Origin of the sequence: Acinetobacter lwoffii (assembly GCF_019343495.1) — a bacterium.
In the GTDB taxonomy this organism is placed as follows: domain Bacteria; phylum Pseudomonadota; class Gammaproteobacteria; order Pseudomonadales; family Moraxellaceae; genus Acinetobacter; species Acinetobacter lwoffii_P.
Window position 1 is genome coordinate 301,538 of the sequence record NZ_CP072549.1, and the last position, 26,817, is coordinate 328,354.

Sequence of the window (26,817 nt, forward strand, 5' to 3'; positions counted from 1 at the left end):
AAAACATTTAATGTAAAAATTGCTTACTTTTATTTTTATATTTGCTTTCTTTTTGCTTTTTTGGGCATTATATGTCTTTTGTAAAATGTTGAATAAAGACTAGAATTTTTAAAATGAATCACGTAAATATAGGATTATCCTATTTTAAATAGCAAGATAAAAAGGTATGTGATCATGGGAAAACTCAATAAATCAGACCGGGAATGGCAAAGAGAGTTATCACCTGAGGAGTTTCGCATTACGCGCGAGAAGGGAACCGAGCCGGCATTTACTGGAAAATACTGGAATACCAAGCAAGATGGCACTTATGTATGTCGTTGCTGCGGCACGCCACTGTTCTCTTCTGAGACCAAGTATGACAGCGGCTGTGGCTGGCCAAGTTTCTACCGTCCCGTCAGCAGTTCAGTAGTAGAAGAATTACCTGATACTTCACACGGAATGGTCAGAACTGAGATAGTTTGTCATCATTGTGACGCACATTTAGGGCATGTTTTCCCGGATGGTCCAGAACCGACGGGCTTACGTTATTGTGTCAACTCGGCTTCTCTAGACTTAGAAACACAAGAAAAAAATGATGAGGAAACCTATCCATGACTAACATTTATCAGTTCGAAGCTGAATTGTTAGATGGCAAAAGCAAGCCACTTGCAGATTATGAAGGCAAGGTACTTTTGATCGTCAATACAGCGAGTAAGTGTGGTTTTACCCCACAGTTTTCAGGATTAGAAAAACTTTACGAAAAATATAAAGATCAAGGTCTGGAAATTTTGGGATTTCCATGTAACCAGTTTGGCGGCCAAGATCCGGGTTCCAATGAACAGATTGGTGAATTTTGCCAGAAGAATTACGGGGTATCTTTCCCGATGTTTTCCAAGGTAGATGTCAAAGGCCCTGAAGCGCACGCCATTTTTCGCTATTTAACCAATAATTCCAAAGGTATTTTAGGCAATGGAATTAAATGGAATTTTACCAAGTTCCTAATCGGACGTGATGGCAAGGTATTGAACCGTTTTGCTCCGACCACCAAGCCTGAAGATCTTGAGGATGAAATTGCAAAAGTGTTGTAATACTCTGTGTTATTTTATCAGTATGAGATAAAAATAGAACTCATCTGATTTCAATTAAAAAACCCACTTCAATTCAGTGGGTTTTTTAATCATGATTAAAACTTAGAGAATGGCTTTCAGGCGTTGAATGACTTCTTCACATTGCGCCAGATCGGCCACAAGTGCTAGACGTACATGATTTTCACCCGGATTACCCTGTTCAGTATCGCGGGATAAATAACGACCCGGAAGTACTTTAATATGTGCTTCTTCCATCAGGCGTTTAGCAAAGGCTTCATCATTGTCAACTTTTAACCAGTAATAGAAACCTGCATCCGGTTTTTTGAGTGGCAATAAATGTCCGAGTTCCTGTTGAAATAAATCAAACTTGGCACGGTATTGCACCCGGTTTTCTTCCACATGCGCTTCATCATCCCAGGCAGCAATAGACGCCAGTTGATGTTGCACCGGCATCGCTGCGCCGTGGTAAGTACGGTATTGCAAGTAAGGTTTTAACAGGTTGGCATCACCGGCAACAAAACCTGAACGCATGCCCGGAAGGTTAGAGCGCTTAGACAGTGAATGGAACACCACACAGTTTTTATAGTCATCCCGGCCAATTTCAGCACAAACTTCCAGTAAACCTACGGGTGCTTGGTCAAACCACAGTTCCGAATAGCATTCGTCTGAAGCAATCACAAAGTTGTATTGATCCGACAGGGCAATCAGTTTTTTAAACTGTTCTTTGGATAGCACTGCACCGGTTGGGTTGCCCGGGGTACAGACAAATAGCAATGCCGTTTTTTCCCAGACTTGTGCCGGAACAGCATCAAAATCACCAAGGTAGTTATTTTCCTCAGTACAGTTGATGAAATAAGGTTTGGCACCTGCGAGCAGTGTTGCGCCTTCATAAATCTGATAAAACGGATTTGGCATCACCACATAAGGTGCATCTTCACGATTCACCAAAGCCTGTACAAACGAGAAAATCGCTTCACGTGTACCAGAAACAGGCAGGATATTGCTGTCTGCACTGATGCTATTTAGCTTAAAACGGCGCGTCAGCCATTGGGCAATACTTTCACGTAGCTCCGGCAGGCCTTTACTGTTTGGATATGTCGACAAATGTTTGAAGTTATCGATAATCGCTTGTTTCACAAACTCCGGTGCAGGATGCTTCGGTTCACCAATCGACAGGGGAATTAAAGGCATATTTGCAGGCTGGATATCCGCAAAAAGCTGATTTAACTTTTCAAACGGATAAGGGTGCAGTAGAGACAAGCTAGAGTTCATGAATAAGTAACCGCGTTTTAATGTGTGTGTTGACTACAAACCTGATGAGAGGCTTCATCCAGTGCAGTTTTAAGTGCAGCTGCAAATTCAGCAGATTCTTCAGGTGTCATAGGGTTGCCATCTTTTTTGGTGACAAAAAATATGTCTTCGGCACGTTCGCCAAGTGTAGCAATTTTGGCAGAGTGGATATCCAGGCCTTGCATCATAAATAAACCACCGATTTTGGCAAGTAAACCAGGATGATCGAGAGTAGCGATTTCGACCATATTTTGATTCAAGGCAGGATTGATACTAATATCGACTGTATTTTCAATATCAAAATGACGTAATTGACGCGGAATCCGGCGCTGCATCAGGCCCGGATATTCATCAGAATGACTCAAGGCATCTTTCAGAGCTTCAATCACTGTGGCTTCGCGTTCCGGATCGGTCAATAAGGTACCAAAACGGTCCAGTACTACATAGGTATCCAGACTGAAGGCTTTAGTCGCTGTAATAATCCGTGCGTCTTGTACATCCAGATTCATACGATCCAGAATAGCCACGGTGGTGGCAAACAGGTTGGGTTGATCCTGCGTGTAAATAAAGATCTGTACCGCATCCTGCGCATATTTACGGTGCGCCCGCATCAGCACCAGTGGGGCAGGATTATCGCCGTGTTGTAAAATGGCACGGGTATGCCAGGCAATTTCATCTGCTGTTTCTTTGAGGAAATAGTCATCACCAAGTTCCTGCCAGACTTTTTCTACCTCATCCAGTGAGAAGTCCTGAACCAGAAGTTCACTGGCTGCAAATTTAGTATCTTCAATCAGCATTTGATAATCAACCGGACGGCCCAGACCAGAACGGATTACGTCACGTGCCTGAGTATATAGTTGACGCATCAGCGAAGCGCGCCAGGTATTCCACAGCTTCGGATTGGTGGCGTTAATATCGGCGACTGTCAGGGTGTACAGATAGTCCAGATGTTCCATGTCACCCATTTTTTCGGCGAATTCTTTGACCACATCCGGATCGGAGATATCTTTTTTCTGGGCGGTGACAGACATCACCAGATGATTCTGGATCAGCCAAGCCACCAGATTGCTTTCGCGTTCAGTAAAGCCATGGCTACGGCAGAATTTAATCGCATCGCTGGCACCGAGTTCACTGTGGTCACCGCCACGACCTTTAGCAATATCATGGAAAATTGCTGCCAGATAGACGATGTCACGACGGGTCAGACGCTGAAACACTGAACTGACCACTGGAAATTCCTTGGCAAATTCAGGTTCTTTAAAGCGGTTTAAGTTCCGCAGCAGCAATAAGGTATGCGCATCGACTGTATAGATATGGAACAGGTCATATTGCATTAGTCCTAGAATCTGTCCAAAGGCCGGAATGTAATTTCCAAGCACACCATAACGCTTCATGGCAACCATGGTGTCATAGAGTCGATGCGGTGAACGGATAATCGCCATAAATAGCGCCTGATGCACCGGATTATCACGAAAATCCTGATCAATGCGTTTTCCAGCCAAGGTCAGCAAGCGTAAGGTACGCGCACGAATACCTTCGATCTCAGGACGATTGGCCAGCAGATAGAAAATTTCCAGAATTGCGCTTGGATTTTCCGAGAAAATCTTATGATGCTGCACAGCCAGTTTGCCATCGACCAGTTTAAAGTTCTGGTTGATTTCTTCGATCTGGCGTTCATATTGCGGTAAACGTGGCGTAATGACCGATTCATTAAAATAGGCCAGCAGCATTTCGTTCAGCGTAGACACTTGCTGTGCACTGCGATAATAGCGCTTCATGAACTGTTCAATTGGATAGTTCGGATGATGCGCCTCTTCACGTACATAGCCAAATTTGGCAGCAATATCACGCTGATAATCGAACAATAAGCGGTTTTCATCGCGCTTGGTCAGGCGGTGCAGGTGATGACGGATTTCCCAGAGGAAACTTTCGGCTTCCTCAAGCACACCGAGTTCAAATTCTGAAATAAAACCGAGATGTACCAGATCATAAATGCGATTGACGCGGAAATGCCGTTTGGCAATCCAGCCAATCTGGTTGATATCACGGATGCCACCCGGCGCATTTTTAATATCCGGTTCCAGATTGCTTTCGGTATTGTTGTGCTGAGCATAGCGTTTATGCTGCTCATCCATCTTGGCATCAAAAAAAGTTTTGTCAGTCCAGGTACGTGACACGATACGACGTGGCCATTTGCACAGGTTTTCATTGCCAATAATCAGGCGGGCTTCGATCAGGGTGGTGGCGACGGTCAGATCACTGCTGGCCTGATTGACACATTCATTGATGGTGCGGACACTGATACCGGGTTTGAAATTCCCCACGTCCCAAAGCGATGAAATGAATGTAGAAATCAGTTGTTCCTGTTCCGGGTTAATCTCGTCTTCTGACAAGATCATGATATCGACATCAGAATAAGGCAGCATTTCACGACGGCCATAGCCCCCGACAGCAAACAGGGCCAAATCAGTTTGAGCCAGTTCGGCATGCTGCCAGAGAAACTGCAGGGCTTCATCGATCAGATTGGAACGCGCCAGAATAATATCCCGAATCGACTGCCCATTTTCAAAACTTTCCTGAAGCTGATTTTCGACATCACTGCGCCATTGATTGATGGCTTTAATGTCATGGTTACTTTTAGCGTAATTCAGCAGTGGATGGGTGTTGATCATGTACAGTCGTCCGTTGGTATTTCAGCTTAGTTTTGGTTGACGCTAACTTGGTTTGCGACCTGTAGGGCCAGTTCACGTGCCTGTTCAATGTTTTCCGCACGTGCTGTGGCAACGCCCATACGACGACGTTTAAAACCTTCAGGTTTGCCAAACAGGCGTAAATCGGTATTGCCGTCTGCTAAAGCAAGATTCAGGCCAGAAAATGAAAGATTGCGGTCATCTACTCCAGCATAAATCACCGCGCTGGCAGCCACACTATGTCGTGCAGTATTCACCGGCAAGCCTAAAATAGCACGTGCATGCAGCTCAAATTCACTTTGAAATTGGGAGGCTAAAGTCACCAGTCCAGTATCGTGTGGACGTGGGGAAACCTCACTAAACCATACTTTGTCGCCTTTTACAAAGAGTTCCACTCCAAAGATTCCGCAGCCACCAAGTGCTGTAGTGACCTTGTTGGCAATACGCTTGGATTCTTCCAGCGCGGCTGGAGTCATCGGTTGAGGCTGCCAGCTTTCCACATAATCACCTGAGTCCTGACGATGTCCGATCGGGTCGCAATAAGACGTTTCGATTTCGCCGGTTTCTGGATTTTTTGCACGAACAGTCAATAAGGTAATTTCAAAATCAAAGTCAATTTGTGATTCTACAATCACAGTACCCTGATTGACCCGGCCACCGGTTTGCGCATATTCCCAGGCAGCATCGACTTCATCAAAACGGGTAACACGAGACTGACCTTTGCCTGAAGATGACATCACCGGTTTCACAAAGTTTGGATAGCCGACATCGTCACAGGCCGCGCGGAAGGATTCTAAACTGTCGGCAAAACGGTAAGCTGAAGTTGGCAGACCGAGTTCTTCCGCAGCCAGACGACGAATACCTTCACGGTTCATGGTCAGATTGACGGCTTTAGCAGAAGGAATCACCGTAGCAATGTTCTGGGCTTCTATTTCAAGCAGAACTTCGGTCGCAATCGCTTCAATTTCAGGAACAATTAAATGTGGCTGGATTTGATTGATGAGTTGTTTGAGTTCTACAGCATCTGCCATATTCAAGGTATAGGAATAATGCGCAACCTGCATGGCAGGGGCATGATCATAACGGTCAGCAGCATGAACTTCGACTCCAAGGCGTTGTAGTGAAATCACCACTTCCTTGCCCAGTTCACCAGAACCCAATAATAGAACTTTATAGGCAGAAGATTGAAGGGGAGTACCAATAGTCACGCTCATGTGGATCATCCATGCTTGATTTTATGGACTTTTAGCATAGCAGAACTGAGCCGGCAGTTAAGCCAAGATTCATACAAAATTGTGATATTGACCAACAGTTTTATTTATAAAGTTTTTCTGGATTTGAATAAGGAGGCGCTGTCATTTTCACATCGCTGTCAGACTGCGTTTACAGAAGATAAATCCCGCTTTGAGACTTGAGCTTTTCTATTTGTGCAACGTGTTCAGCATTGATATTCAACATCTTTAACAGACGCAATGTACGAACATGCAGGAAATAGGCATAGGGCAATACAAAAGGCAGTACCAAGCACAGCAAAAATAACAGTAGTCCAAAAATTGTGAATTGAATGCTGTCTCGCAAGACGGCGACGAGCTGGAACTGATCTGCTGAAAAGGCGGTAGCTGAAAAAAGAATAATAAGGAGCGCAAATAAACTAGCAAAAATTTTTAGAGCATTCGGCAGGATACGATGTATGAAGCTCCACTTACCTAAGACCAATGTCAAGGGATGAAGATGCAGCACGTGTTGGCTCTGAATAAGCATGGCTATGATTTTATTTTGGCCATTTTTCTGAATGTAAACCACACGGACTTGATCCGCCGGCTGCACATGTACTTCAACAAAATGTCCGGTAAAATTCTGAGCATTGATAAAACATTCAAAATACTGTCCCGGTAATTCATATCGATGAAACACGGTTAACATTTCATCGCGCTGATGATGAATAAAGATTTTTCCTTCAATTACCAGTTTCGCTGCAAACATGGCTATCTTTCCTGGTTTTTATATAAAAAAAGACTTATACGTTAAGTTTAGCATAAGTCTTTGTTTCAATTGATCAACTAGTTAAAGCTTAAAAGGGTACTGCAACATAGGTGTAAACCAACCCATAGGTTAGTGCTGCAGTTAGGGTCGCCATCACGATACGTTTAACCTTAAAGTACAAAACCGTGAGCACAATAAAGCCAACCAGCATCGCAAAACTTTTATTCGGCGTTTCTAATAAAGGCGGCAGGGTAGCAACCACCAGCATAGAGCTGATCGCAGCAATACCGATTGAACCCAAGGCAATTTTAAGCCACAACGCTCCGCGTTTTTGCGAACCTTGCTGAAATTTTTGAATGACAAAAAAAGGACCAAAGCGCGAGGCAAAATTGGCAATCCCGACTAAAATCCCGACCAGAATAATCTCTAGATTCATGCTTGATCTCCTGCGTGTTCAGGATCTGGCTGCTTCAAAATATAGTGCTTAAACAGGCCTGCGAAAATACCAGAACTTATACCGATAAAGATCGCGGCAGACAGGTCGATAAAATAACAGGCAATCGCAGACACCAGAATTGTGACAGCTACAACAAAAGTATGTTTTTTCTCAAAAGCGGCTAACAAGAAGCTCAGGAACAGCGCAGGTAACAAGAAATCCAGCGCAGCCTGTAAGAATTGCGGCAGGTTGCTGACCTGATCGGCAAACAATCCACCGAGGAAAGATCCGAGTGCCCAGGACATCCAGCTAAACAGGCTTAAACCGAGCATCCAGGATTCTGACCATTCCTGTCGCCGTTGCGAGAGCTTGATCATGCCGGAGGCAAAAACTTCATCGGTCAAACCCCAAGACCAGATTGCCGTTTTCTTTAAATTCAGCCGGTCTTGAATCAGATTTTGTAACGCAGGGCCATAAAGCAGATGACGAATGTCTAAGGCAATCACGGTTAATGCCGTCATCCAGATAGATGTTCCACTACCTAAGAGAGCGACCACCAGGAACTGGCTGGCACCTGCATACATCGAGCAGGACAGGAACAGTGCTTCCCAGGCGGTAAAGCCAAACTGAGTGGCTGAAACACCAAAAGCAAACGACACTGGTAAATAAGTGAAGATAATCGCTTGGCTATCTTTTGCACCTTGCCAGAAGCCAGCAGGTTGCGTAGCGAGTTGATTCGGTTCAGACACGACACACCTTGAAGGAGAGTTGAACGATGGGTCAAATGAAGATTGTGTATTCTACGTGAATTTAATAGCATAGTGCCGAAATGTTTAAATTGGCGAGCCTGATATGTGGATGTTCAAGACACGTGCGATGCTGATTGCTGCTTTAATAAGCACGGCAATATTGTTACAAGCGTGTGGGAATGACAGTCAATCGACTGATAAGCCAGAAATTAAACCGGCACCTAAATTGACTAATGATGCGACGACTTATGCCAATGCCGCATGGCAACTGATCAATGAAGTGGATCCACTGGTCTATAATAAAGAAGTGGATCAGCTGGAAACACAGGTACGTCAACCAGCACGTAAATTGAGTACAGACTGGCGTATTAATGTCAAAATGACCGATTCGGTGACCGAAGGCAAATATGCTCTGTGTCGTAAAGCTTTGACCAGTCTGGAAATCTGGGCGCGGACGACCATGGAAAATGGTAATAGTCTGCAACAAAAACAGGCGGATTATGAGCGGGATAAACTGCAATGTCAGAATGCCATTGCCCATCCTGCACTCGGAAATACCGATCCTAAGCAAAAAGGTACTGCAATTGCCAATATGCAATAAACCTTTGCCCATTTAAATGTACTTATAAAAAGCCAGTCTGAATGACTGGCTTTTTTAGCAAAATAAGCTTTAAAAATAGGGCAGCCACATATGTTCTAATAAAAGTACCATTACACCGCAGATCAGGAGTGTGCTGCCAATCATGCGTTGAATCATTGTACGTGTAGACATGGCAGATCTCCTCAAAGATTTAAAGTGCGTTTAACGCTTCCAGATAACGACGATTTACTTCTTTCCAGTTCACGACATTGAAAAAAGCTGAGATATATTCCGGACGACGGTTTTGATACTGTAAATAATAGGCATGTTCCCAGACATCCAGACCTAAAAGGGGAATATTGCGATGCATCAGCGGAGAATCCTGATTGGCGCTACTTTCTACAATAAGCGTTTGATCTGGCGTCATACTTAACCAGGCCCACCCACTACCAAAACGGCTAAGCGCTGCCTGGGTAAATGCTTCTTTAAATGCCTCAAATCCTCCTAATTCATGTTCAATGGCCTTGGCAATTTCAGCTTTGGGATGACCACCGCCGTCTGGACTCATCACTGTCCAGAACAGGGAATGATTGGCATGTCCACCAGCATTATTAATCACGTTCTGTCTGAGTTGCTCGGGCACTTCATTGAATTTGCTAATTAAGGCTTCGACTGATAAATCTTCCCACTCTGTACCCGCGATTCCTGCATTGATATTATTGATATAAGTTTGATGATGCTTGCTATGATGAATTTCCATAGTCTTGCTATCGATATGAGGCTCTAGCGCATCATAAGCATAAGGCAGTACAGGCAAGGTGTAGCTCATTGGCAGGATTCCTTGGGGAGAATGGAGTTAGGTTATTTTTCATTAGATTTAAGATACACTCTAATTTAATATTCATATATGAGAATAGTTATCATTATTGTTAATATATGTTGATCTTATGCGCTTCCAGAAAGCCTGTTATACGTATGAATCCTCTTTTTATAAGCAATAAAAAAGCCCCAAGAAGGGGCTTTTTTTAACAGCAATGACTTAAACGTTAAAACGGAAGTGTAAAACATCGCCATCCTGAACGATGTAAGTTTTACCTTCTAGACGCCATTTGCCTGCTTCTTTCGCACCGGCTTCGCCGTTGTACTGCACGAAATCATCATAAGCGATACATTCTGCACGGATAAAGCCTTTTTCAAAGTCGGTATGAATCACGCCTGCTGCCTGTGGTGCAGTTGCGCCAACTTTTACGGTCCAGGCACGAACTTCTTGTACACCCGCGGTGAAGTAAGTTTGTAGGCCCAGTAATGAATAACCTGCACGAATTACAACGTTTAAACCCGGTTCTTCCATGCCCATTGCTTCAAGGAATTCAGCACGGTCTTCATCTTCAAGCAATGAAATTTCAGCTTCAATCTGGTTGCAAAGTGGAACCACAATCGCATTTTCTTCAGCGGCCAATTTTCGCACTGCATCTAAATGCGGGTTGTTTTCAAAACCGTCTTCAGCAACGTTAGCAATGTACATCGTTGGTTTAAGCGTCATTAAACCAAAGCCACGAACCAGCTTGCGTTCGTCATCATCTAGGTCCGCTGCGCGAGCCGGTTTACCTTCATCCAGTAAAGGCTGGATTTTTTCCAGAACTGCTTTAGTAGCTAGCGCTTCTTTGTCGCCACCCTTAGCAGATTTAGTCAAACGCGTAATCGCTTTGGCTACAGCATCCAAGTCTGCAAGCGCAAGTTCGGTATTAATCGTAGCAATGTCATCTAGTGGATCAATACGACCATTCACATGAATCACGTTTTCATCTTCAAAACAACGCACAACGTGAGCAATTGCATCAGTTTCACGAATGTTGGCCAGGAACTGGTTACCCAAGCCTTCACCCTTAGAAGCACCTGCTACCAGACCTGCGATGTCTACAAACTCCATAGAAGTCGGAATAACACGTTGCGGTTTAACAATTGCAGTCAATTTGTCTAAACGTGGATCAGGAACAGGTACAATTCCGGTGTTTGGTTCGATCGTACAGAAAGGGAAGTTTTCTGCAGCAATAGCAGCTTTGGTTAAGGCATTGAAAAGTGTAGATTTACCAACGTTCGGCAAGCCGACAATACCGCAATTAAAACCCATGAAATAACTCACAAAAGCGTTATATAAAAATTGCCCCCGATTTTACATGAAAGCACGGCTAAAGTCAGGTCATGTGCTTGTGGTTTATTGCAATCAAATGCTTCTGGCGACCTAAAATGACTCGCTGAGCTTTCCGGGATGTGTAGTGAGTCCACCAACCATAGAGGAATAATCAGCCAGTATTTTACTTTTGAATAAAAATCACATTGTTTTTCTAAAAGTGAGTGACTAAAGTATCTGAATAAAACAGCGGCCTACACGCCCTGATCCAATAACGATAAACATGGAGCATACATGCGAACTTTATACCAGTTTCCTTTATCTCACTTTTGCGAAAAAGCACGTTGGATGCTGGACCATAAAGAGCTGTACTATGTTGCTCACAATCTGATACCCGGGGTACACCGCGCTTTTGCCCGCCTGAAAACAGGCCAGAATCGTCTGCCTATTTTGCGTGATCAGGATCGATGGATCGCAGATTCCACCCAGATTGCTCTGTATTTGGATGATACTTATCCAGAACATCGTTTACTGCACGCAGAAGGGTATTTTCGAAATAAAGCTTTAGAAATTAATGAAATTACTTTGGAATTGGGTCGTCATGTCCGTCGCTGGATGCTCTCTCAAGCACTGACTTCTGATCATGAATCTCTGGATATTTTAATTGGTGAGCAGGGCTATCTGCGCCAGTTTGAAAAATTTTCTAAACCTTTATTGAAAGCGATGGTGGCCAAGGGTTATGCATTGAATGAGGAAACCGTGGCGGAATCTAAACAACACATCGATGTTGCTGTACAGCAGCTCAATCAGATGCTGGTCAGCCAAGGTGGGCATTATTTTGTCGGAAATCGTTTAGGTCTGGCGGATATTGCAGTCTGTTCCATGTTGGCACCGCTTTTGGCGATTCCAGGTACGCCGTGGGAAAAAGAAAATTTTGAAACCTTGTCCGAAGAATATCGTGACTATCAGCAGTATTTGAATGAGCTACCACTGGGTGAATATATTTGTCGTATTTACCGAACCGAACGCAATGCACGGGTAGACTGGCGTGGTATATAAGTTTAAATGCTACTTTCAAAATTAAAAAACGCGCATGAAGCGCGTTTTTTTGATGAGATTATGATTAACCCCAAGGATTAGTCTGGTCGATATCAATATTTTTAGTAAAATTATTGAGGAGTGAACCAAAATCAAATCCGGATGAAGAACCGCCACTGCCAATATTCTGAATCGTATCTTTGATGCCAGGCAGGAGAGCAGACAGATCAATATTGGAATCAGTCGCGCCCACCCCTTGGATAAGATCACCGAGGTCAGGTAGTTCAATCGAAGAGCCACTACCAACCAACTGACCAACACCTTCGACAATACTGCCTAAGTCAAAGCCGTTTGAATCAGAGGAAATACCTTCGATCATACCACCCAGATCCAGATCGCTACCGAGATTCAGATTACCCAATAACCCACCCCAGTCTATGTCATTTGAGCCATTCGCAATCAGACCGCTCAGTAAGTCAGTGAAGCCACCGACATCAAAACCACCCGTTGCATTTCCACCTACAAAGCCGCTAATTAAATCGGTAATAGCACCAAGATCAAAATCACTGCCTGCATTACCGCCAATCAGGTTGCCGACCAGACCCGCGATCGCACCAATATCTACACAGCCCAATCCGCTAGACCCACCAATTAGACCACCGACCAGTTGAGCGATTTGTACAATATCAATCTCGCCATTGCCACCGATCATGTTACTGACCAGACCTGCAATGGCACCAATATCTATGCCGCCCAATCCGCCAGAACTGCCGATCAGACCACCGACCAATTCAGCAAGTTGTGCGATATCAATTTCACCATTACCGCCAATCAGGTTGCCGACCAGACCCGCGATGGCACCGATATCTACACCGCCCAATCCACCAGAACCACCAATCAGACCACCCACCAGTTGAGCAATTTGTGCGATATCGACATCGCCATTACCACCGATGAGGTTGCTGACCAGACCCGCGATTGCACCGATATCAATATTGCTTGAACCACCGATCAGGCCACCGACCAGTTGAGAAATTTTACCAATATCAATATTGCCCATACTGCCGCCCAATAAGCCGCCCACCAGTTTAGAAATAGTCTCAAGATCCAGGCTGCTGCTATTGCTCCCCATTAAGCTCTTTAATAAGTTGGTGACTTGGGTAATATTAAAGCTACCGCCATTGGATTGGGTTAAGCTACTGATCAGGCTTTGAATATTTAGACTTGAGGCATTCGAACCAGACAACTGAGTTAATAAATTGCTGAGATTTGTCGTACTCAGGCTGCTTCCAGAAAGGAGATTATTTAATAATGAGCTGACCGAAGGTTAAGTATTGGATCCGGTGAGATTGCCAATAAGATTGGTGAGGGTACCTGATGTCGTTCCACCGAATAAGCCGCCCAGTAAGCTCTTTGTTTGGGTTTCGATGGTTAAAACAGGACTCACTTTTGTTTTTATCAAGCTTAAAAGTTTAGAAGCCATGACCGTTCCTTGTGTAATATTTTTGAAATGCGCTATTTTTGTTTTTAAAGCGCCTTTGTTTTAATCTATTTCTATACACTTGTAAAAGATGGACGGTTAAGTCGTGTAGGGGCTGAGAGGAATAGCCTATCTGTTGCTATGTTTAGCCAATTTAAATAATTTAAAAATAAAGATTTAACTTAAAATACCATTGGTCATATTTTTAATTAATGCGATTAACGGTCATTTAAACCATCCTGAAAACCGTATTTATAAAATGAAATCCCATTTGGAAAAAAATTTCAGAATATGAAAATTTTGTGAAAAATAAATAAATATTGTATAACAGAGATGGCGCAAAATTTTCTGCATCTATTGATTATTGATATAAGAGTATAAAAATGGAACTGGATCGTTTCGATAAACATATTCTAGAAATATTGACCCATGAAGATGTCAATCTGAATGAACTGTCCGAACGGGTGAATTTATCTGTGAGTTCAGTGCATCGCAGGATCAAACACTTAATAGATCATAATATTATCAGTGGCTTAAAACGTGAAATCAATTACCAAAAATTAGGTTTCAGTCTGCATGTGCTGTTGCAGGTATCCTTAAGCAAACATGATAGTGATACTTTTGCTAAATTTCTGGAAGAACTGGAAAGTATTCCCGAAGTGATTAATGCCTTTTTGGTCACCGGTCAGTCTGCGGACTTTATTGTCGAAGTCGTGGCGCGGGATATGGAAAATTATAGTGAAATCCTGCTCAAGCGGATTGGAAAAATTGAGCATGTGGTTGCACTGCATTCAAGCTTTGTCATTAAAGAATATAATGTCTTTAACTGTAGCGGATTACTCAATAAAGTTTAATCAAAGCTAGGGTGGTCGACAGCCACAAAAAAACGCACCCTAAGGTCATTGCTGTCCCACAATTTTTCACAAGAGGAAGCTCATTTGAGCTTCCTCTTGTTTTATGGGTATTTTATCGGGTGAAAATAAAGCTTTTAAAGTTCTTCTTTCAAACAAATTCACTTGAATTATTCTGAGTAAACGTTGAACTGTCCAACCTGTTTTCCCTAAATGTTGAGCGAAACTCACCAATAAATAGGCGATCATCGCAATCCAGATTTGTGTCTGAATTGCGTTCCTGCTGCGGCCTAGAAACGCTTTTAATTTGAGATTCTGCTTAATCGCCTTAAAGAACAGCTCAACTTTCCAACGATCTTTATAAATCGCCGCAATGGTGGAGGCGGCTAAATGAAAGTTATTGCTGAGAAAGCTAAAGTGCTTGCCACTTTGCTGATCTCTATATTCAATTCTTCTTAACACTGGGGCTTTTCTTTTTAGGGCATGTGCGCTATTCAGCTGAATGGTTTCATCTTTTAGAATACCTTTGGATTCAAGCACTGGATGTTGCTGGATCACCTGATACACAGATTTAGGCCTAAAACGTGTGACAAATCCAATGTTTTGAGCAGTCAGATTTGCATACCATTGGTAATCGACATAGCCTTTATCAAAAACTACAATGCTGCCAGCAGGAAACTGGAATTTGCGGCCTTGTACCATGTCATTTTCTTTGCCATTTTCAACTGCAACAAACTCAGGAATATCATTGCTGTGATTCAATCCTATGCTGAGTTTCATGCTGGCTTTTGAGTCGTGAACTTTGGCCCATTCACATAAGGAAAGCGACAGGTCAATATGACTGGCATCCAAGGAATACAAGGGATTCTTAAAGCGAAATTTATGAGCTACTTTTGAGTGTTCATAGTATTTAAGCAACTTGTGAAATAGCTGTTGATACAAGGCAGCAGGCTGCTGCTCATTGATTCGTGCCAGCGTGCTTCGGGGAATAGACTTTGCTCCGAGATGACTTAGCTTTTCCTGTTGGCACTCCAAATTGGATTGAATATCTCTCAGACTTTGTCTACAAGAGAATTGAGACATCAATATGGCAATAAACTGATCCCACCGGGAAGCCGCTCTAAATTTCTGTCCAACATGGTGTACTTTAGCAAGTTGTTCAAAATCCTGTCGCACAACAGGTTTAATTAGCTCATGAAATACGGTATTCTGATGTGACAAAACCTGAATCCTGGTCGTTAAAGTGTTTGTTTGCACTCATATTTTAACTGTTAGGACTCAGGTTTTTTTATTTAAAGCAAACTATGGGACAGCAGTGACCCTAAGGTGCGTTTTTTGAATCAGTGACAGTTAAGCATCAAGTTCTGCTAAAACAGCATCTGAGAATTCAACGTTGGTATATACGTTCTGTACATCATCCAGATCTTCAAGCATATCAATCATTTTCATGATTTTTTTCGCTTGATCGATGTCGGTGATTTCTGCTTTGGTTGAAGGACTCATCACCACTTCAGCATTGTCAGATTTTAAACCTGCAGCAGTTAAAGCATCTTGAACATCACCGAAAGCTTCAGGTGTAGTAATCACCAGGATTTCATCTTCAGTGACTTCGATGTCTTCCGCACCTGCTTCTAATGCCACTTCCATGATTTGATCTTCCAAAGAAACATCTTCAAAAGTAATCTCGCCACGTTTCGTGAACAGGAATGCCACCGAACCGTTAGTGCCTAGGTTACCATCAGTTTTAGAGAAGCAATGACGTACGTCAGGCACAGTACGGTTCAAGTTGTCAGTCATGGTTTCAACAATAACCGCAACACCACCTACACCATAACCTTCGTAGGTCACTTCTTTCAGGTCATCGTTATCTTCGCCACCAGCACCACGTTGAATGGCACGGTTGATCACGTCACGTGTCATATTCACTGATAATGCTTTTTCAACCACAGCACGTAGACGAGGGTTGCTTGCAGTATCTGGACCACCAAGCTTTGCAGCAGTGGTTAATTCACGAATGTATTTGGTAAAAACTTTACCACGACTTGCATCTTGTTTTGCTTTGCGATGCTTAATATTGGCCCACTTGGAATGACCCGCCATGCGAACTATGCTCCTTGTAGATTGGCTGTATGCCTATCAGAATGCCGAAATTCTACCATAAGCGTTTTTTTAAAAAAAAGTGTCTGGATTTGAGATTTCAGGATAAAAACAAAAAAAGTGCAATATCGAGGAAAAATAGAAAGAGGATAGGGGAATTTATAATTCTATTTATACATTTATATGGACAGATGACTTGGACATAAACAGCAGAATCGCTGATTATGTCCGTGCTTTTCTTTTTAAAAAGCTTATTCTGGAATAACGATATCCAGACCAACCTTGTCTTTATAAAGTTGTTTGATCAAAGCCAGGTCATGCGCAAGATCTGTCGGATAAATCTTGCCGAGAATACCGCCTTGCTTGGTTTTGGAATTGGCATATAATAGCACGATCGGTACATTGGCAGCCTTGGCAATATGCCAGAAACCGGTACGGATCGGTTTGCGTGCTTCACCTTGTTTAGCACGTGTTGCTTCGGGTGCAATGACCAGATTGAACTTTTCATTGTTCTGAAAATGTTCCACCATCTGGGTCACGATATCTTTACTGGCCTTGCGGTCAACCGGAATACCACCCACAGCGTTCAATAATGGCTTGAAGGGTCCTTTAAATAATTCTTTTTTGATCAAGGTATGTACCTTGAGATCATAGATCTGGAACAGGGCAATTGACAGTACCGCATCCATCATTGAGGTATGTTCGAATCCAATAATGACCTGTTTGTCTTCAAGCACATCTGGTTCGACATGATATTGCCAACCTGCAAGTTTAAATGCAGATTCGCCAAGGAATTTGTTTAGCATAAGTACGGAGAAGTAAAAGCTGTATGTAGAGAACTGCATAATTTCATCTTGTTCGCCCATACAGTCAATAGGCTTTCCAATAAAATCAGCGAATAATGTAAAAATCTATGATTTATTCATCTTTTTAAGCTGCAAAATTAAGAGTTAATATATATAAATAAAATAATATTAATATCTTAAAAATATCAGTAGATACAAAAAAAGTCTTAAAATGATGAAAAAATGACTATCCAGAGCACACTTTAGTTATTAGACTTTTGTCGAAGAAGAAGACTGATACAGGTCTTTTCTATTTTCTTATTCTTTCTACTCTGAGATTGAAAAGTATGACGTACATGACAGCCTTCGTAGTCTCCCTATTGATTTTTGCGCTTATAATTGTATGGTCTTTGATCGAAATTAAGCAGGATTTACATAAAGACGAAGAAATGAAGTCTGAATTCTAGTCATTCTATCTTCTTTAGTTCTAGGCTATTCCTTTAACATTGCTGCCTGAGCAATAAAGAATTTTGATACCTTATAGATATACTAAGACCTTAAATCTATCAGTTTTACCCTTAGTAGACCGGATTAAATTCAAGATAAAGGCTCATTTATCTTAAATGATGCAGCATGTATCTCATTTTTCTATATGCCTCCTATACTGAAGTCTTAAGTAACTGAATTTTGACTAAGACAAGTCGCCCATGATTGCTGCCTAAATGTTCAAGCAGTTATAAAAGCACTTGTCTTTCCAAAAAATCTTAGCTAGTATTCATGACGCCTGAACTTATTGATAAATAAAGTTTTCAGCATATAGGGCCTATAGCTCAGTTGGTTAGAGCAGCGGACTCATAATCCGTTGGTCGACAGTTCAAGTCTGTCTGGGCCCACCAAATTTTATATTTATATAGCTTTATATAAGATCTAAACCCTTAATTCTAATAGAGTTAAGGGTTTTTTATTGCTTTGTTTAAACTTATATAACTTCGTATGGGAACACGCTCTGTGTATCCTTGTTTGTATCCTAAATTTAAAATATAACTCAGGGATACACCAAGGAAAAAATTACTGGAGATTCCATAAGTTATGAATGTTTTTGATGTTAATACTCACGATGATATTCGTCTAAGATCTGTATCGCAGAATACAAAGGTTCGCCGAAAAAAAAGTGTTGAAGAAATTTATAAAACACTTAAACCCAAAGCGAAAGAATATCGTGAGCCTACTGATATTCCAGGTTTGTATTGTAGGGTTAAACCGAATGGCAAAAAACATTGGCAATATCGATATAAGAATGATCAAGGAAAATGGGCATGGATAGGATTAGGTAGTTATCCATCTGTAAGTTATGCGCAAGCACGTGAAAAAGCAGAGGCCATGACGCTAGGTGAAATACTAATTCAAACACAGGTTGAGATTAAGAAAATTCAGCTTGAGGAGGAAAAGGCTTTATTCTCGCATCTTATTTATGAGTGGTTAGAGCGAAAAAAGCAGACTTGGGCTGCTGATACTTATAAAAAGGAAAAACAATCGGTTGAACGACATTTAATTCCTGTCTTTGGACATCGACCATATAAATCAATTACACCAGCAGAATGGTTGGAGTTTTTTACTAACAAGCAAATGAATGAAGGAATTTATAACAGAATTGAAAAGCTTATTTCATGTTGCTCAGGTGCTTATGGTTTAGCAAAATTTAAAAAAGGTATTTTATATAATCCATTGGAAGGGATTGGTGATTATTTAGCGAAAGGGGAATCTCAAAGTATGAAGCATGTAGCTATTCAACAGCTTCCAGAAATGATTTCATTAATTCGAAATTCCTCATCCAGACCGATTGCAATAGGCTTAGAACTTTTAATACATATGTTTCCTCGTCCAGGGGAATTGCGACAGGCGAAATGGGAGCAATTTGATTTTGATGAGGCGGTGTGGATACGTCCCTCAAATATAATGAAAAAAGGTATCGAACATGGGATTCCTTTGTCCAAGCATGTCATTAAATTATTGATGGAGCTAAAGAAAATTTCACCTGAAAGTGAATACTTATTCCCAAGTCGCGATAGCATTAATAAGCCAATTTCGAATTTAACATTTAATGCGGCATTGAATCGATTAGGTTATCGAGGAAAACAAAATCCACATGGATTTAGACATATTGCATCCTCCAATTTGAATAAACGCTATAGTGACAAATGGCAGGTGATCGAATCAGCATTGGCTCATTTAAAAACTGGGGTCAAGGGAGCATATGATAAAGAGGCACACTTGGAAGAACGATATGAAATCATGGAGTGGTGGAGTGGTTATATTGAGTCTTTACTTAAGTATTAATTTAAAAAAGTGGAGACTTTTGTGAGTTTTTGAACGGATGGGATTTGAATTGTTCATTTTTGCTAGGATGGTTTCTCTATTGTTAAATGAGGATCCTCAGTTGGATCATTTTAAAGCGCCTACATCACATACTCGTCGAAGTATTGTACGTACTGTTCAAAAAAATGATGATTTAGATATACCTGTTGGTTATCAGAATCTGAAGCCTCTTCGCTTAAAATACAATCAAGTTTGTGAGTTGCTTAATGTCACCCGAGATTGCTTGCGCAAAATTATCGAAAATGATCCTACTTTCCCAAGATTTTTGAAAGAAGGGGCTTCTCGCCAAGCAGCGGTCTATTTTGATACTGAAGAAATAGAAGAATGGTATAGAAATTACAAAACAAAATGTAGAGGTGAGAGATAATCAGAATTGTAATGACCATCTATGAAATAGATGGTGACTTTCTTCATAGCGAATACATTATGTATTTATAGCCATTATGCTGCTATGCAAAAAAACCACATTATGTGGTTTTTTAATTTCCAGAACTTTTATTTAATAACACATCTAATCATTCTGTTTAATGTTCTCATTCGTCAAAGATACAATGAATTTCTCAATCATTTTACGCTCCAACTCTGGTAGGTCCTGTAAAGCATTAGTAATAGGATCAATCGCTGAGGTACTCATTTTTTCACAGCGTCCCAAGATGTAATCGGATGATACATTAAGCACGACAATGAGCTTATAGAAATTTTCTAAAGAGGGTTTACGAGAGCCTGACTCAAAATGCGCAATCGAGGTTACGGGTATCCCCGTTTTTTCAGCAAGTTCTAGCTGTGTTAGCTTTCGTATCTTTCTAACTTCTTTCAATCGAATTTTAAATTCATTCGGGTCTAATTCAAGTGTCATTATTACCGCCAAATAGACAATAAAAACTTGACGTTTTGGTCATGTTTTTATATAAATATAGATATAGTTTAGATGTTAACTTGCGAAACGAGAAGCAACTAAATCATTACTTGATAAAAATTTAAATTAATAGAAGGTCAAATGATCATGATGGATTATTCTTCGAGTCGCGTTTTGACATCAATGCATCCAAGTATTCGGCATCTGAATATTCGCAATGTAGCTAAAATTGTGACGTCAAAAATTATTCTAAATACGGCGTTACAGCTACAATATAACCCTGATTTTTGTAGGCAGCTTGGCGTATCTACTTATCTAAATACGCATATCGGCTTGGCTTACTTTATTGATGCTCGCTATTTTGAGCATTATGGTTTGCAACCAAAACAGTTAATCAATTTTTCTGATGTTTATGAAAAATTGGTTCAAGATTTTTATGAGTTTTCCTGTTATCAACCAGATCAATTATGATCTGGCAACTGCGTACATAAAATCAGTAGAATCAACAGGCAGTAGCGAAAGATACCGAGTGATTTACCATTTTTCTGAGATATCAGCTCCAACTTAAAGGAGTTACTTAAACTGCTGTTCGTACGACAAGAAGGGAGTTTAGAATGTAGTCTTGCCATGAGCTTCTCCTGAGGAATGTCAGGTGATATCGCTTTATGCCAATATTTTTCTGGAAATAAAGAATAAATACCCCTTAAAAATCGATTTGCTAGTCTTACATCATTAGCATTAAAAATTAATCCTGCATGTGAAATATTGGCTTTCATTTCAAAAATATGTAGTGCATCTAATATATAGATATCATTACAACTATGCTGGTTAAGCTGTTTAAAAAAATATTCTAAAAGTTTTTTGTCTTCGGCAGTTTCAATGTGCGGAAGTACGCGCTCTGATTTTTCGGCATTAATGATGAAACGCGGACGATTTTTACGGTTTTTGAGTTGTTTGAGCCTAAGTATATTCTGTTGCCATGGCATCAGAGTCTCAATTGGAAAATCATATTGTTGTGAAAGAAGCTCTGGTGTATATGATTGATCTAAGGCTTTGAGGATTTTTATGACTAGAGAAAATGGATAACTAGATTTACTGGTTCCATAGAAAAAATTGCTATCTTCTGCTTGAACTAAATCCCCTTTAATCTTAGATGTGTTGATGTATTCATCAGGCATTGTTATAGGTTTTATTTTTATTGTTTGTACTATTTGTTCATCGTAATAGCTAAGTGCTATTTGCTGGTGTTTAGATGATTTTAAGCTTGGACAGATTTTTCGAATAACGGTTCGATCCAAACATGGGTCAAATTTTCTTAATTGATAACCTGCCATTATATAAGCTAGATGCAAATAGCTCCTAAAGGTTTCAGTAGGATCAATATGGCCCAATAAGTGGGCAAGTAGATACCAACAATTTTGAGGTGTTTGAGACGATAAGAGCTGACTACGAATCAAGTTGTAATGCCTAGGTGAATAGTCAGTGAAGACGTTTACAAACTCGTAGTCCATAGTCAAAATTATAGCTAGATTGTTCGTCGCACTATGTCGCAGTGAATGGAAGGTATAGCAATGATTTGGCAAAATTGAATCAAGTGTCTTTTGAAAAGGTGTGGTGACCATGTAGGGTCTAATACGTTCTGCACTATTCCACATCGTGAATAGGTATTGATTGGGGTTATAGGCTATACGGCGTGCCTTGCAGTATTTCTGAAATTGGAGATGCTCTTCTTCGCTAAGTAAAATTTGAACGTTGAGATTGCGCTCAGCACTATCCGTTTTAAGAAAATGCTGTTGATGCTTTGCACGATATGTACGTATCCAAATGGAACTTGCTTTGACACCTTCCACGTCCTTGATTCGCATGCCGAGTATTTCATTGATGCGCATGCCAGTACGAAAAGCTATCGTATATACGATACTCAGCATTTCTAAATCATGTGGGGTATAGCTTGAGTTTTTATATTGACTAAGCTGACTGAGTAGATGTTGAAAAGTTTTTCCTGAAATAATCTCAGCTTTGGGTGAGTGAATACGTAGTCCTTCAGTGCTGAGAGGGAACGATTCAGCGTTAAAGAGCATCTGTTGAAATTGATGGAATCGTTTTAAAAGATCGAATTTTTGTGATCTAGATTTACCTACGCCATTTAACATACGGCTATAAATCGTTTCTAAATGATCGTTGAGATTGAGCTCTTCTAGATAATCTGTACTGTGCAATAACCAAGTCTCTGCGAGTTTTGTGTAGTAGCTATATATTGAGCTATGACGAATTTTTTGCTGTTGAGCTATATGACGCGAGTACTTACTTTGATCGAGCTGATAAAGCTCGGCAATATATTCAATATCTTCTCGTGTAGGATGAAACAAGCTGTATAACCACAGCCCGAGCCTCTTCGCATTTTCTGGAAGATGAGCATGTTGGTTGAGTAAGCAATTTTTTAGATCTGTTACGGTCTGATCACTATTTCTAAAAAATTTTAAAATTTGTTTATGCAATGCAATCGATGAATCTAGAGAGTGATCTGTGCAGGATTTTTCTTCTTTTTCTGCGGGATTTAGCGTTTTAGGTAGAGGTTCTTCAGTTTGTTGTAAATCGAAATTGGATAACTGAGGTGTGAGATAGCGTTTAAAAACACTTGGACTTAAACCGCAGGTCTCAATCTCTTCTGATAAGCAAAGACTTAGTGCTGGGCTTAAATCAACCCTATCTAGTTGCATCCATGAATGACTAGCCATCTGTAAGAATTGTTTGAATTGTTTTGGATTAAACGGAAGTGCTAATGCATTAAAAATACAATTGATATAAGTGTAACAATCGTGTTGGATATCTATTGCTTGTGTTTTAAACCTAGTAATCCATAGCAGTGTTAGCCGATCGGGTACAAAATTTCTAGATTTTTTTAAGGGACGTTTAGGGTCATATAAATCACCATAATGTGGTGATTGTGGTTCTAGAAAGATCAGAGGGATTTGTATTCTTGAGATCTGATCAATCGAACCTTGTTGTTTTAAATGTTCTAGCAAAGCTGTTAGGCTCGAAAGATTAGAGATCCCACCATAGAGAATTGCGCAGATCAGTATATTTCCAATGCTTTCATCTATGGTAAAGTCATCCGCCGTATACCAATATCTTAAAAGTTTTTCTTTGATCTGTGAGATGTATTTAGTTTGTTCTAGCCAAGTCTCATTGAATAGTAACGGCGTACGTTGAATAGAAACGAGATGCTTGGTGGGTAAAGGTAAATCAGTATGATAGGCACGATTAGATTGAATAATACGTTTACGGAACTGCTGATAAAATGCCTTTTTTAGAGAAAAACTACATTTTAGTTGGTCTAAGTGTTGGTTAACTTGGTCATAGACAGTAGTTATGCTTTCTGACTGCTGTGCTTGATGTAATTGCTCGAACGACAGAAACTCATCTATGATCGCTTGAATTTGTATACGCTCTTTAATTCGCTTTTGGTCTCTGTTGTTCGCACGGCGTTCATGGGCATACTTTGTTTGTTTAGGCATGTTCATACATTCCATCGATACTGTAAAAATTTTGCATCTCGTTAAGGTAATCAGCGAGGGCTCTATATTGTTGAAGAGACAGACTTGAGAATTTTTGGCCGATTTCTTGTTGGTTTTGCTCATGCCCAAACGTGGCTAAAATTAAATTTTCATCTGCTTTTTCGGTGAGATATGCACGAGCTGTATGCCTAAGCCAATTTGCGTGGTTGATCTCCATAACACGAGTAAATGAGCTTATAAGATGAGGGCTAAGCGCTTGCCATTCTCCATGTTGATAAACACTCAGCAGAGGCTTTTTACTGCTTAAAATTTCTTGAATGTGTGATTGATGCTCTGGATGAAGTTGTTGGAATTCACCTAAATAGCCAATAAATTGACGGACTTCTTGAACTGCAAAATCACATAATGGGATTAAGCGTCCATCTTCATTTCTTGTGTGAATTTCTTTGTCCGAAACCCAAAGCCATTTTTGTTTTAAATCAAAGTTTCGTAAGAAACCTGGGAATCCAATTACAGGTCGAGCAGCAGTGAATAGCAATAAAATGTGCCAAAGCCAAATATTGTAGTGATTGAACATCTCAAGCATTTGGTTTCTGTGTCGGGCTTGAATGATCTGATGTTGTAAGTAGGCAAATATAGCAGTCACTGTCGGGGCTTTGGGAGCTTTGCCGCTACCAAATCTTAATTGTTCATCATCAACGACATGAATTTCTTTTGCTAACGCATTTGAGAGTTGTTGTATTGTTGATTGATAACTTTGCTGTAAGCGGTAGATTGGATATGAGCAATATGAAATAGAAACCGATCGATTGGCATCAATACCCGTAAGTATGTCAGCGAGTTGCTCGTTCTTGGTATGTCTATAAATACAATGATGTAGTAAAACACTTATTTTTTTAGTTGATAAAGACGGAATAAACAGTTCGTGACGGCATTTTTTTAATGCTTGATTGACTTGCTCCTGGCTCACAACAGGAGATTTTTTTAGACCATCTACTAATTCTTTAATTAGTGGTAAGTCGAAGTAGGTCACTTGATTGAGTAACTGTTCTTTAAATTTAAAGTCAGTGTTCTCAAATAGCGTGAATTTTGAACGTAAAAAATATTGGTCGTTTTCTAAAATGAGCTTCTGTCGATTATTTAGGACACGGCGCTGATTTGTCTGTAACTCCAGCCATTGCTCAATCGGAACACCGCTTAAGAAACTGAGTAGAATAAAAAGATACGCTTTATTTTTTTCTGGATGATTCAAATAGACTTGATGGCAATGTTTTACAAGTAAGCTCAGGCTGTTGAAATCTGGATAATGCTTACTACAGCTAAAATTATGTTGTTGTCTAATGATATGCTGTTGTGTCAGTTTACTCACTTGATGTTGCAAATAACTCGATTGGCTTGCTAAAGGCGATACCTGCGCTGTATTGAGTGAGTATTGCTGATTTGGCTGTTCATCCTGTAATTCCTCATAAAAGAGAGCAGGATGCTGTTTCTGAGGCATGTCATATGGACAGTGTAAAATGGCGTTGTGTTCATCCAAATAAATTGGCTCATCGATGTGCTTGGGTGGTGCTGAGTAATGTTTCTTGGGTTTAAGTGCTAAGACATAATCATAGAATCGCCGTATATCAAGCAGTAATAGATACTGAAAACGATTGAGTTTAGAGTCGTTTTCTAATTCCCGTAAACTCTTCACGAAGTCAGCCAAGGTAATCTCATGGCTAGGCAATTGCTCCCATAACCACAAATATTCCTGCTGATACCGATTCAATTGTTTGCCTTGTTGCGATGCGGCATAAGCTTCGTTTGCTAATCTAAATCGATTAAACACTCTAATAATGGTGGTTTGGTGATCCTTTTCAGTCGGATTCGGAATTGCTTTAAGAATACATGCTGCATGTAAATTATGCACAGCCCATCGTTGTATAACAGGATATTCATGCTGATCTACTGAATAGAGATAGGCACAGATCGGATGTTTAGACACACTTGGGGGGAGAGGTAGTTTTGTTGGGAGTTCAAACTTAGAGTCTGCATCGAAGCTGACTGTTGTTTTCAATAAGGGTTTTAATTCAGGGATTAAGACTGTAGGTTTTAAGTGCTGTGCGATAGCATTTTGATAGTCCTGATCAAAAAATTCATGATCTAGCATTCGCTCAATGATGTTTTCAATTTTCATGGTCTAAACTCCAAAATTGTGATGCGCATGGTTGTACGCTCGTGAGTGCTTTACATTTATTTTTGAGTGCTTGAATTCGTAGGTCGTGAGTGCCGTTGATTTGCTTCTGGCGATAAAGTAGCTGATTACGACTGCAATCGATTAACTTAGCGAGTAGGTCTCGAGAAAGACTGCATCTGGGTTTGTCATAAAGCTTTTGATTCACATCGTAAATTGCTTGTTTCGATAGAGACTGATTTAAGTTATGAAGTAGCTTATCGGGATTAAGAGCCTGTGGATTGATCTTGAGCTCAGTCATCAACTTAAAGAGTGTGTTGCTGAGTTGATATTGAACCTGAATGAGGTCTACATCAGCTTCTACAATGCTTCGAGCTTTGATTCGAATATTTTGTTGTTGTGCTATATAAACAAGAAGAAAGTTATCTGTTGCGAATAACTCAGCTGGAGCAGGTGCAGTAGCAGATATTAGGCTCACGTCATGTTGAAAGTGTGTTGGCAGTTGCGAGGCATTTAAAATCTGAGCGTAGCTTTGGTAAATTTTGAACAGAGGCGGGTAAGGACGGATCATGACCTCCTTTGTATAAAACGGTCTTTTATTGGCTAGCTGAGAATTTGCTTTTGTAGGCTTCATTTATTCGCCCTCCTGATTTTTTTAACTTAGATCAAGAAGTACAAAAAACTTTTAATTTTTATAAAAAGATCAAGAAAGTGGTT

General features: G+C 40.6%; 23 protein-coding genes, 1 tRNA gene and 1 pseudogene. 9 read left to right on the forward strand and 16 right to left on the reverse strand.

Going from position 1 to position 26,817, the window contains the following annotated elements:
- Positions 1-174 precede the first annotated feature (174 nt).
- Positions 175-594, forward strand: coding sequence for a peptide-methionine (R)-S-oxide reductase MsrB (gene msrB, locus J7649_RS01435; RefSeq protein WP_004645533.1), 420 nt, complete (start codon positions 175-177; stop codon positions 592-594).
- Positions 591-1,067, forward strand: a complete 477-nt coding sequence (locus J7649_RS01440; protein WP_004278946.1) for a glutathione peroxidase — start codon at positions 591-593, stop codon at positions 1,065-1,067. Before msrB ends, J7649_RS01440 begins: the two co-directional genes overlap by 4 nt.
- A gap of 102 nt (positions 1,068-1,169) precedes the next feature.
- Here the strand turns inward: J7649_RS01440 and dapC are convergent, their stop codons facing one another.
- From dapC to J7649_RS01470, 6 genes are all read right to left on the reverse strand, one after another.
- Positions 1,170-2,339 (reverse strand): succinyldiaminopimelate transaminase, encoded by a 1,170-nt coding sequence (dapC, locus tag J7649_RS01445; RefSeq protein WP_219309020.1) that lies wholly within the window; start codon positions 2,337-2,339, stop codon positions 1,170-1,172.
- 17 nt (positions 2,340-2,356) lie between these two features.
- On the reverse strand, positions 2,357-5,029 hold the full coding sequence (gene glnD / locus J7649_RS01450; protein ID WP_219309022.1) for a [protein-PII] uridylyltransferase: 2,673 nt from the start codon (positions 5,027-5,029) through the stop codon (positions 2,357-2,359).
- 26 nt (positions 5,030-5,055) lie between these two features.
- A complete protein-coding gene (purT, locus tag J7649_RS01455) occupies positions 5,056-6,270 on the reverse strand; it encodes a formate-dependent phosphoribosylglycinamide formyltransferase (protein WP_180038727.1) in 1,215 nt (404 codons plus the stop codon).
- A gap of 160 nt (positions 6,271-6,430) precedes the next feature.
- Positions 6,431-7,030: a hypothetical protein gene (locus J7649_RS01460; RefSeq protein ID WP_219309024.1), complete on the reverse strand. Its 600-nt coding sequence runs from the start codon at positions 7,028-7,030 to the stop codon at positions 6,431-6,433.
- Positions 7,031-7,118: 88 nt separating this feature from the next.
- On the reverse strand, positions 7,119-7,466 hold the full coding sequence (gene ygaH / locus J7649_RS01465; protein ID WP_219309026.1) for an L-valine transporter subunit YgaH: 348 nt from the start codon (positions 7,464-7,466) through the stop codon (positions 7,119-7,121).
- The gene (locus tag J7649_RS01470; RefSeq protein WP_004278940.1) at positions 7,463-8,215 is read right to left on the reverse strand and encodes an AzlC family ABC transporter permease; all 753 of its coding nucleotides are present in this window, start codon (positions 8,213-8,215) and stop codon (positions 7,463-7,465) included. The genes ygaH and J7649_RS01470 overlap by 4 nt, the downstream gene beginning before the upstream one ends.
- Before the next feature lie 103 nt (positions 8,216-8,318).
- On the opposite strand from J7649_RS01470, the gene J7649_RS01475 reads away from it, so the two are divergent.
- Positions 8,319-8,816, forward strand: a complete 498-nt coding sequence (locus J7649_RS01475; protein ID WP_004645527.1) for a hypothetical protein — start codon at positions 8,319-8,321, stop codon at positions 8,814-8,816.
- 190 nt (positions 8,817-9,006) lie between these two features.
- On the opposite strand, the gene J7649_RS01480 is transcribed toward J7649_RS01475, so the two are convergent.
- Together J7649_RS01480 and ychF are read right to left on the reverse strand one after the other, a co-directional pair.
- The gene (locus tag J7649_RS01480) at positions 9,007-9,624 is read right to left on the reverse strand and encodes a superoxide dismutase (protein ID WP_219309029.1); all 618 of its coding nucleotides are present in this window, start codon (positions 9,622-9,624) and stop codon (positions 9,007-9,009) included.
- 210 nt (positions 9,625-9,834) lie between these two features.
- Positions 9,835-10,926 (reverse strand): redox-regulated ATPase YchF, encoded by a 1,092-nt coding sequence (gene ychF, locus J7649_RS01485; protein ID WP_004645523.1) that lies wholly within the window; start codon positions 10,924-10,926, stop codon positions 9,835-9,837.
- Between the two features lie 294 nt (positions 10,927-11,220).
- On the opposite strand from ychF, the gene J7649_RS01490 reads away from it, so the two are divergent.
- Positions 11,221-11,985 carry a glutathione S-transferase family protein gene (locus J7649_RS01490; protein WP_219309031.1) on the forward strand — a complete coding sequence of 255 codons (765 nt, stop codon included), beginning with the start codon at positions 11,221-11,223 and terminating at the stop codon, positions 11,983-11,985.
- Positions 11,986-12,049: 64 nt separating this feature from the next.
- Here the strand turns inward: J7649_RS01490 and J7649_RS01495 are convergent.
- A pseudogene (locus J7649_RS01495) lies at positions 12,050-13,447 on the reverse strand (hypothetical protein).
- A 380-nt stretch (positions 13,448-13,827) separates the two neighbouring features.
- Between J7649_RS01495 and J7649_RS01500 the strand changes: the two are divergent.
- Positions 13,828-14,298: an Lrp/AsnC family transcriptional regulator gene (locus tag J7649_RS01500; protein WP_004645518.1), complete on the forward strand. Its 471-nt coding sequence runs from the start codon at positions 13,828-13,830 to the stop codon at positions 14,296-14,298.
- 66 nt (positions 14,299-14,364) lie between these two features.
- Here J7649_RS01500 and J7649_RS01505 read toward each other — a convergent pair whose 3' ends face one another.
- The 3 genes from J7649_RS01505 to J7649_RS01515 all read right to left on the reverse strand — a co-directional run bounded on the left by J7649_RS01505 (position 14,365) and on the right by J7649_RS01515 (position 17,198).
- Positions 14,365-15,516 (reverse strand): IS4-like element ISAbe18 family transposase, encoded by a 1,152-nt coding sequence (locus tag J7649_RS01505; protein ID WP_004645517.1) that lies wholly within the window; start codon positions 15,514-15,516, stop codon positions 14,365-14,367.
- Between the two features lie 129 nt (positions 15,517-15,645).
- On the reverse strand, positions 15,646-16,395 hold the full coding sequence (locus J7649_RS01510) for a YebC/PmpR family DNA-binding transcriptional regulator (RefSeq protein ID WP_004731522.1): 750 nt from the start codon (positions 16,393-16,395) through the stop codon (positions 15,646-15,648).
- Positions 16,396-16,643: 248 nt separating this feature from the next.
- On the reverse strand, positions 16,644-17,198 hold the full coding sequence (locus tag J7649_RS01515; protein WP_004278932.1) for a 1-acyl-sn-glycerol-3-phosphate acyltransferase: 555 nt from the start codon (positions 17,196-17,198) through the stop codon (positions 16,644-16,646).
- Between the two features lie 798 nt (positions 17,199-17,996).
- On the opposite strand from J7649_RS01515, the gene J7649_RS01520 reads away from it, so the two are divergent.
- The 3 genes from J7649_RS01520 to J7649_RS01530 all read left to right on the forward strand — a co-directional run bounded on the left by J7649_RS01520 (position 17,997) and on the right by J7649_RS01530 (position 19,920).
- A tRNA-Ile gene (locus J7649_RS01520) sits at positions 17,997-18,073 on the forward strand.
- Positions 18,074-18,266: 193 nt separating this feature from the next.
- Positions 18,267-19,514 carry a tyrosine-type recombinase/integrase gene (locus J7649_RS01525; protein ID WP_129717164.1) on the forward strand — a complete coding sequence of 416 codons (1,248 nt, stop codon included), beginning with the start codon at positions 18,267-18,269 and terminating at the stop codon, positions 19,512-19,514.
- Between the two features lie 100 nt (positions 19,515-19,614).
- Entirely contained in the window at positions 19,615-19,920 is a 306-nt protein-coding gene (locus J7649_RS01530) for a helix-turn-helix transcriptional regulator (RefSeq protein ID WP_228738653.1), read from the forward strand.
- Positions 19,921-20,064: 144 nt separating this feature from the next.
- Here J7649_RS01530 and J7649_RS01535 read toward each other — a convergent pair whose 3' ends face one another.
- Complete coding sequence (locus tag J7649_RS01535; RefSeq protein WP_000171483.1) at positions 20,065-20,409, reverse strand: helix-turn-helix domain-containing protein; 345 nt, start codon at positions 20,407-20,409, stop codon at positions 20,065-20,067.
- A 147-nt stretch (positions 20,410-20,556) separates the two neighbouring features.
- On the opposite strand from J7649_RS01535, the gene J7649_RS01540 reads away from it, so the two are divergent.
- The gene (locus J7649_RS01540; protein WP_052431342.1) at positions 20,557-20,880 is read left to right on the forward strand and encodes a hypothetical protein; all 324 of its coding nucleotides are present in this window, start codon (positions 20,557-20,559) and stop codon (positions 20,878-20,880) included.
- On the opposite strand, the gene J7649_RS01545 is transcribed toward J7649_RS01540, so the two are convergent.
- Genes J7649_RS01545 through J7649_RS01555 form a run of 3 tightly spaced genes read right to left on the reverse strand, consistent with a single transcriptional unit; the run spans position 20,871 to position 26,734 of the window.
- Positions 20,871-23,927 (reverse strand): site-specific integrase, encoded by a 3,057-nt coding sequence (locus J7649_RS01545; RefSeq protein ID WP_044113118.1) that lies wholly within the window; start codon positions 23,925-23,927, stop codon positions 20,871-20,873. The two genes, J7649_RS01540 and J7649_RS01545, sit on opposite strands and share 10 nt — an antisense overlap.
- Entirely contained in the window at positions 23,920-26,103 is a 2,184-nt protein-coding gene (locus J7649_RS01550; protein WP_044113116.1) for a hypothetical protein, read from the reverse strand. The genes J7649_RS01545 and J7649_RS01550 overlap by 8 nt, the downstream gene beginning before the upstream one ends.
- Positions 26,093-26,734, reverse strand: coding sequence for a hypothetical protein (locus J7649_RS01555; RefSeq protein ID WP_005265722.1), 642 nt, complete (start codon positions 26,732-26,734; stop codon positions 26,093-26,095). The genes J7649_RS01550 and J7649_RS01555 overlap by 11 nt, the downstream gene beginning before the upstream one ends.
- Between the last annotated feature and the right edge of the window lie 83 nt (positions 26,735-26,817).

What these genes read in the sequence shown, in the direction of transcription:
- J7649_RS01480 (WP_219309029.1), bottom strand. Translation starts at nt 9,624, where the DNA reads ATGAGCTACACCTTGCCTGTACTGCCTTATGCTTATGATGCGCTAGAG.
- J7649_RS01475 (WP_004645527.1), top strand. Translation starts at nt 8,319, where the DNA reads ATGTGGATGTTCAAGACACGTGCGATGCTGATTGCTGCTTTAATAAGC.
- J7649_RS01525 (WP_129717164.1), top strand. Translation starts at nt 18,267, where the DNA reads ATGAATGTTTTTGATGTTAATACTCACGATGATATTCGTCTAAGATCT.
- J7649_RS01440 (WP_004278946.1), top strand. Translation starts at nt 591, where the DNA reads ATGACTAACATTTATCAGTTCGAAGCTGAATTGTTAGATGGCAAAAGC.
- msrB (WP_004645533.1), top strand. Translation starts at nt 175, where the DNA reads ATGGGAAAACTCAATAAATCAGACCGGGAATGGCAAAGAGAGTTATCA.
- J7649_RS01490 (WP_219309031.1), top strand. Translation starts at nt 11,221, where the DNA reads ATGCGAACTTTATACCAGTTTCCTTTATCTCACTTTTGCGAAAAAGCA.
- J7649_RS01540 (WP_052431342.1), top strand. Translation starts at nt 20,557, where the DNA reads ATGATGGATTATTCTTCGAGTCGCGTTTTGACATCAATGCATCCAAGT.
- J7649_RS01555 (WP_005265722.1), bottom strand. Translation starts at nt 26,734, where the DNA reads ATGAAGCCTACAAAAGCAAATTCTCAGCTAGCCAATAAAAGACCGTTT.
- J7649_RS01460 (WP_219309024.1), bottom strand. Translation starts at nt 7,030, where the DNA reads ATGTTTGCAGCGAAACTGGTAATTGAAGGAAAAATCTTTATTCATCAT.
- glnD (WP_219309022.1), bottom strand. Translation starts at nt 5,029, where the DNA reads ATGATCAACACCCATCCACTGCTGAATTACGCTAAAAGTAACCATGAC.
- J7649_RS01515 (WP_004278932.1), bottom strand. Translation starts at nt 17,198, where the DNA reads ATGCTAAACAAATTCCTTGGCGAATCTGCATTTAAACTTGCAGGTTGG.
- J7649_RS01510 (WP_004731522.1), bottom strand. Translation starts at nt 16,395, where the DNA reads ATGGCGGGTCATTCCAAGTGGGCCAATATTAAGCATCGCAAAGCAAAA.
- dapC (WP_219309020.1), bottom strand. Translation starts at nt 2,339, where the DNA reads ATGAACTCTAGCTTGTCTCTACTGCACCCTTATCCGTTTGAAAAGTTA.
- purT (WP_180038727.1), bottom strand. Translation starts at nt 6,270, where the DNA reads ATGATCCACATGAGCGTGACTATTGGTACTCCCCTTCAATCTTCTGCC.
- J7649_RS01535 (WP_000171483.1), bottom strand. Translation starts at nt 20,409, where the DNA reads ATGACACTTGAATTAGACCCGAATGAATTTAAAATTCGATTGAAAGAA.
- ychF (WP_004645523.1), bottom strand. Translation starts at nt 10,926, where the DNA reads ATGGGTTTTAATTGCGGTATTGTCGGCTTGCCGAACGTTGGTAAATCT.
- J7649_RS01500 (WP_004645518.1), top strand. Translation starts at nt 13,828, where the DNA reads ATGGAACTGGATCGTTTCGATAAACATATTCTAGAAATATTGACCCAT.
- J7649_RS01545 (WP_044113118.1), bottom strand. Translation starts at nt 23,927, where the DNA reads ATGCCTAAACAAACAAAGTATGCCCATGAACGCCGTGCGAACAACAGA.
- ygaH (WP_219309026.1), bottom strand. Translation starts at nt 7,466, where the DNA reads ATGAATCTAGAGATTATTCTGGTCGGGATTTTAGTCGGGATTGCCAAT.
- J7649_RS01550 (WP_044113116.1), bottom strand. Translation starts at nt 26,103, where the DNA reads ATGAAAATTGAAAACATCATTGAGCGAATGCTAGATCATGAATTTTTT.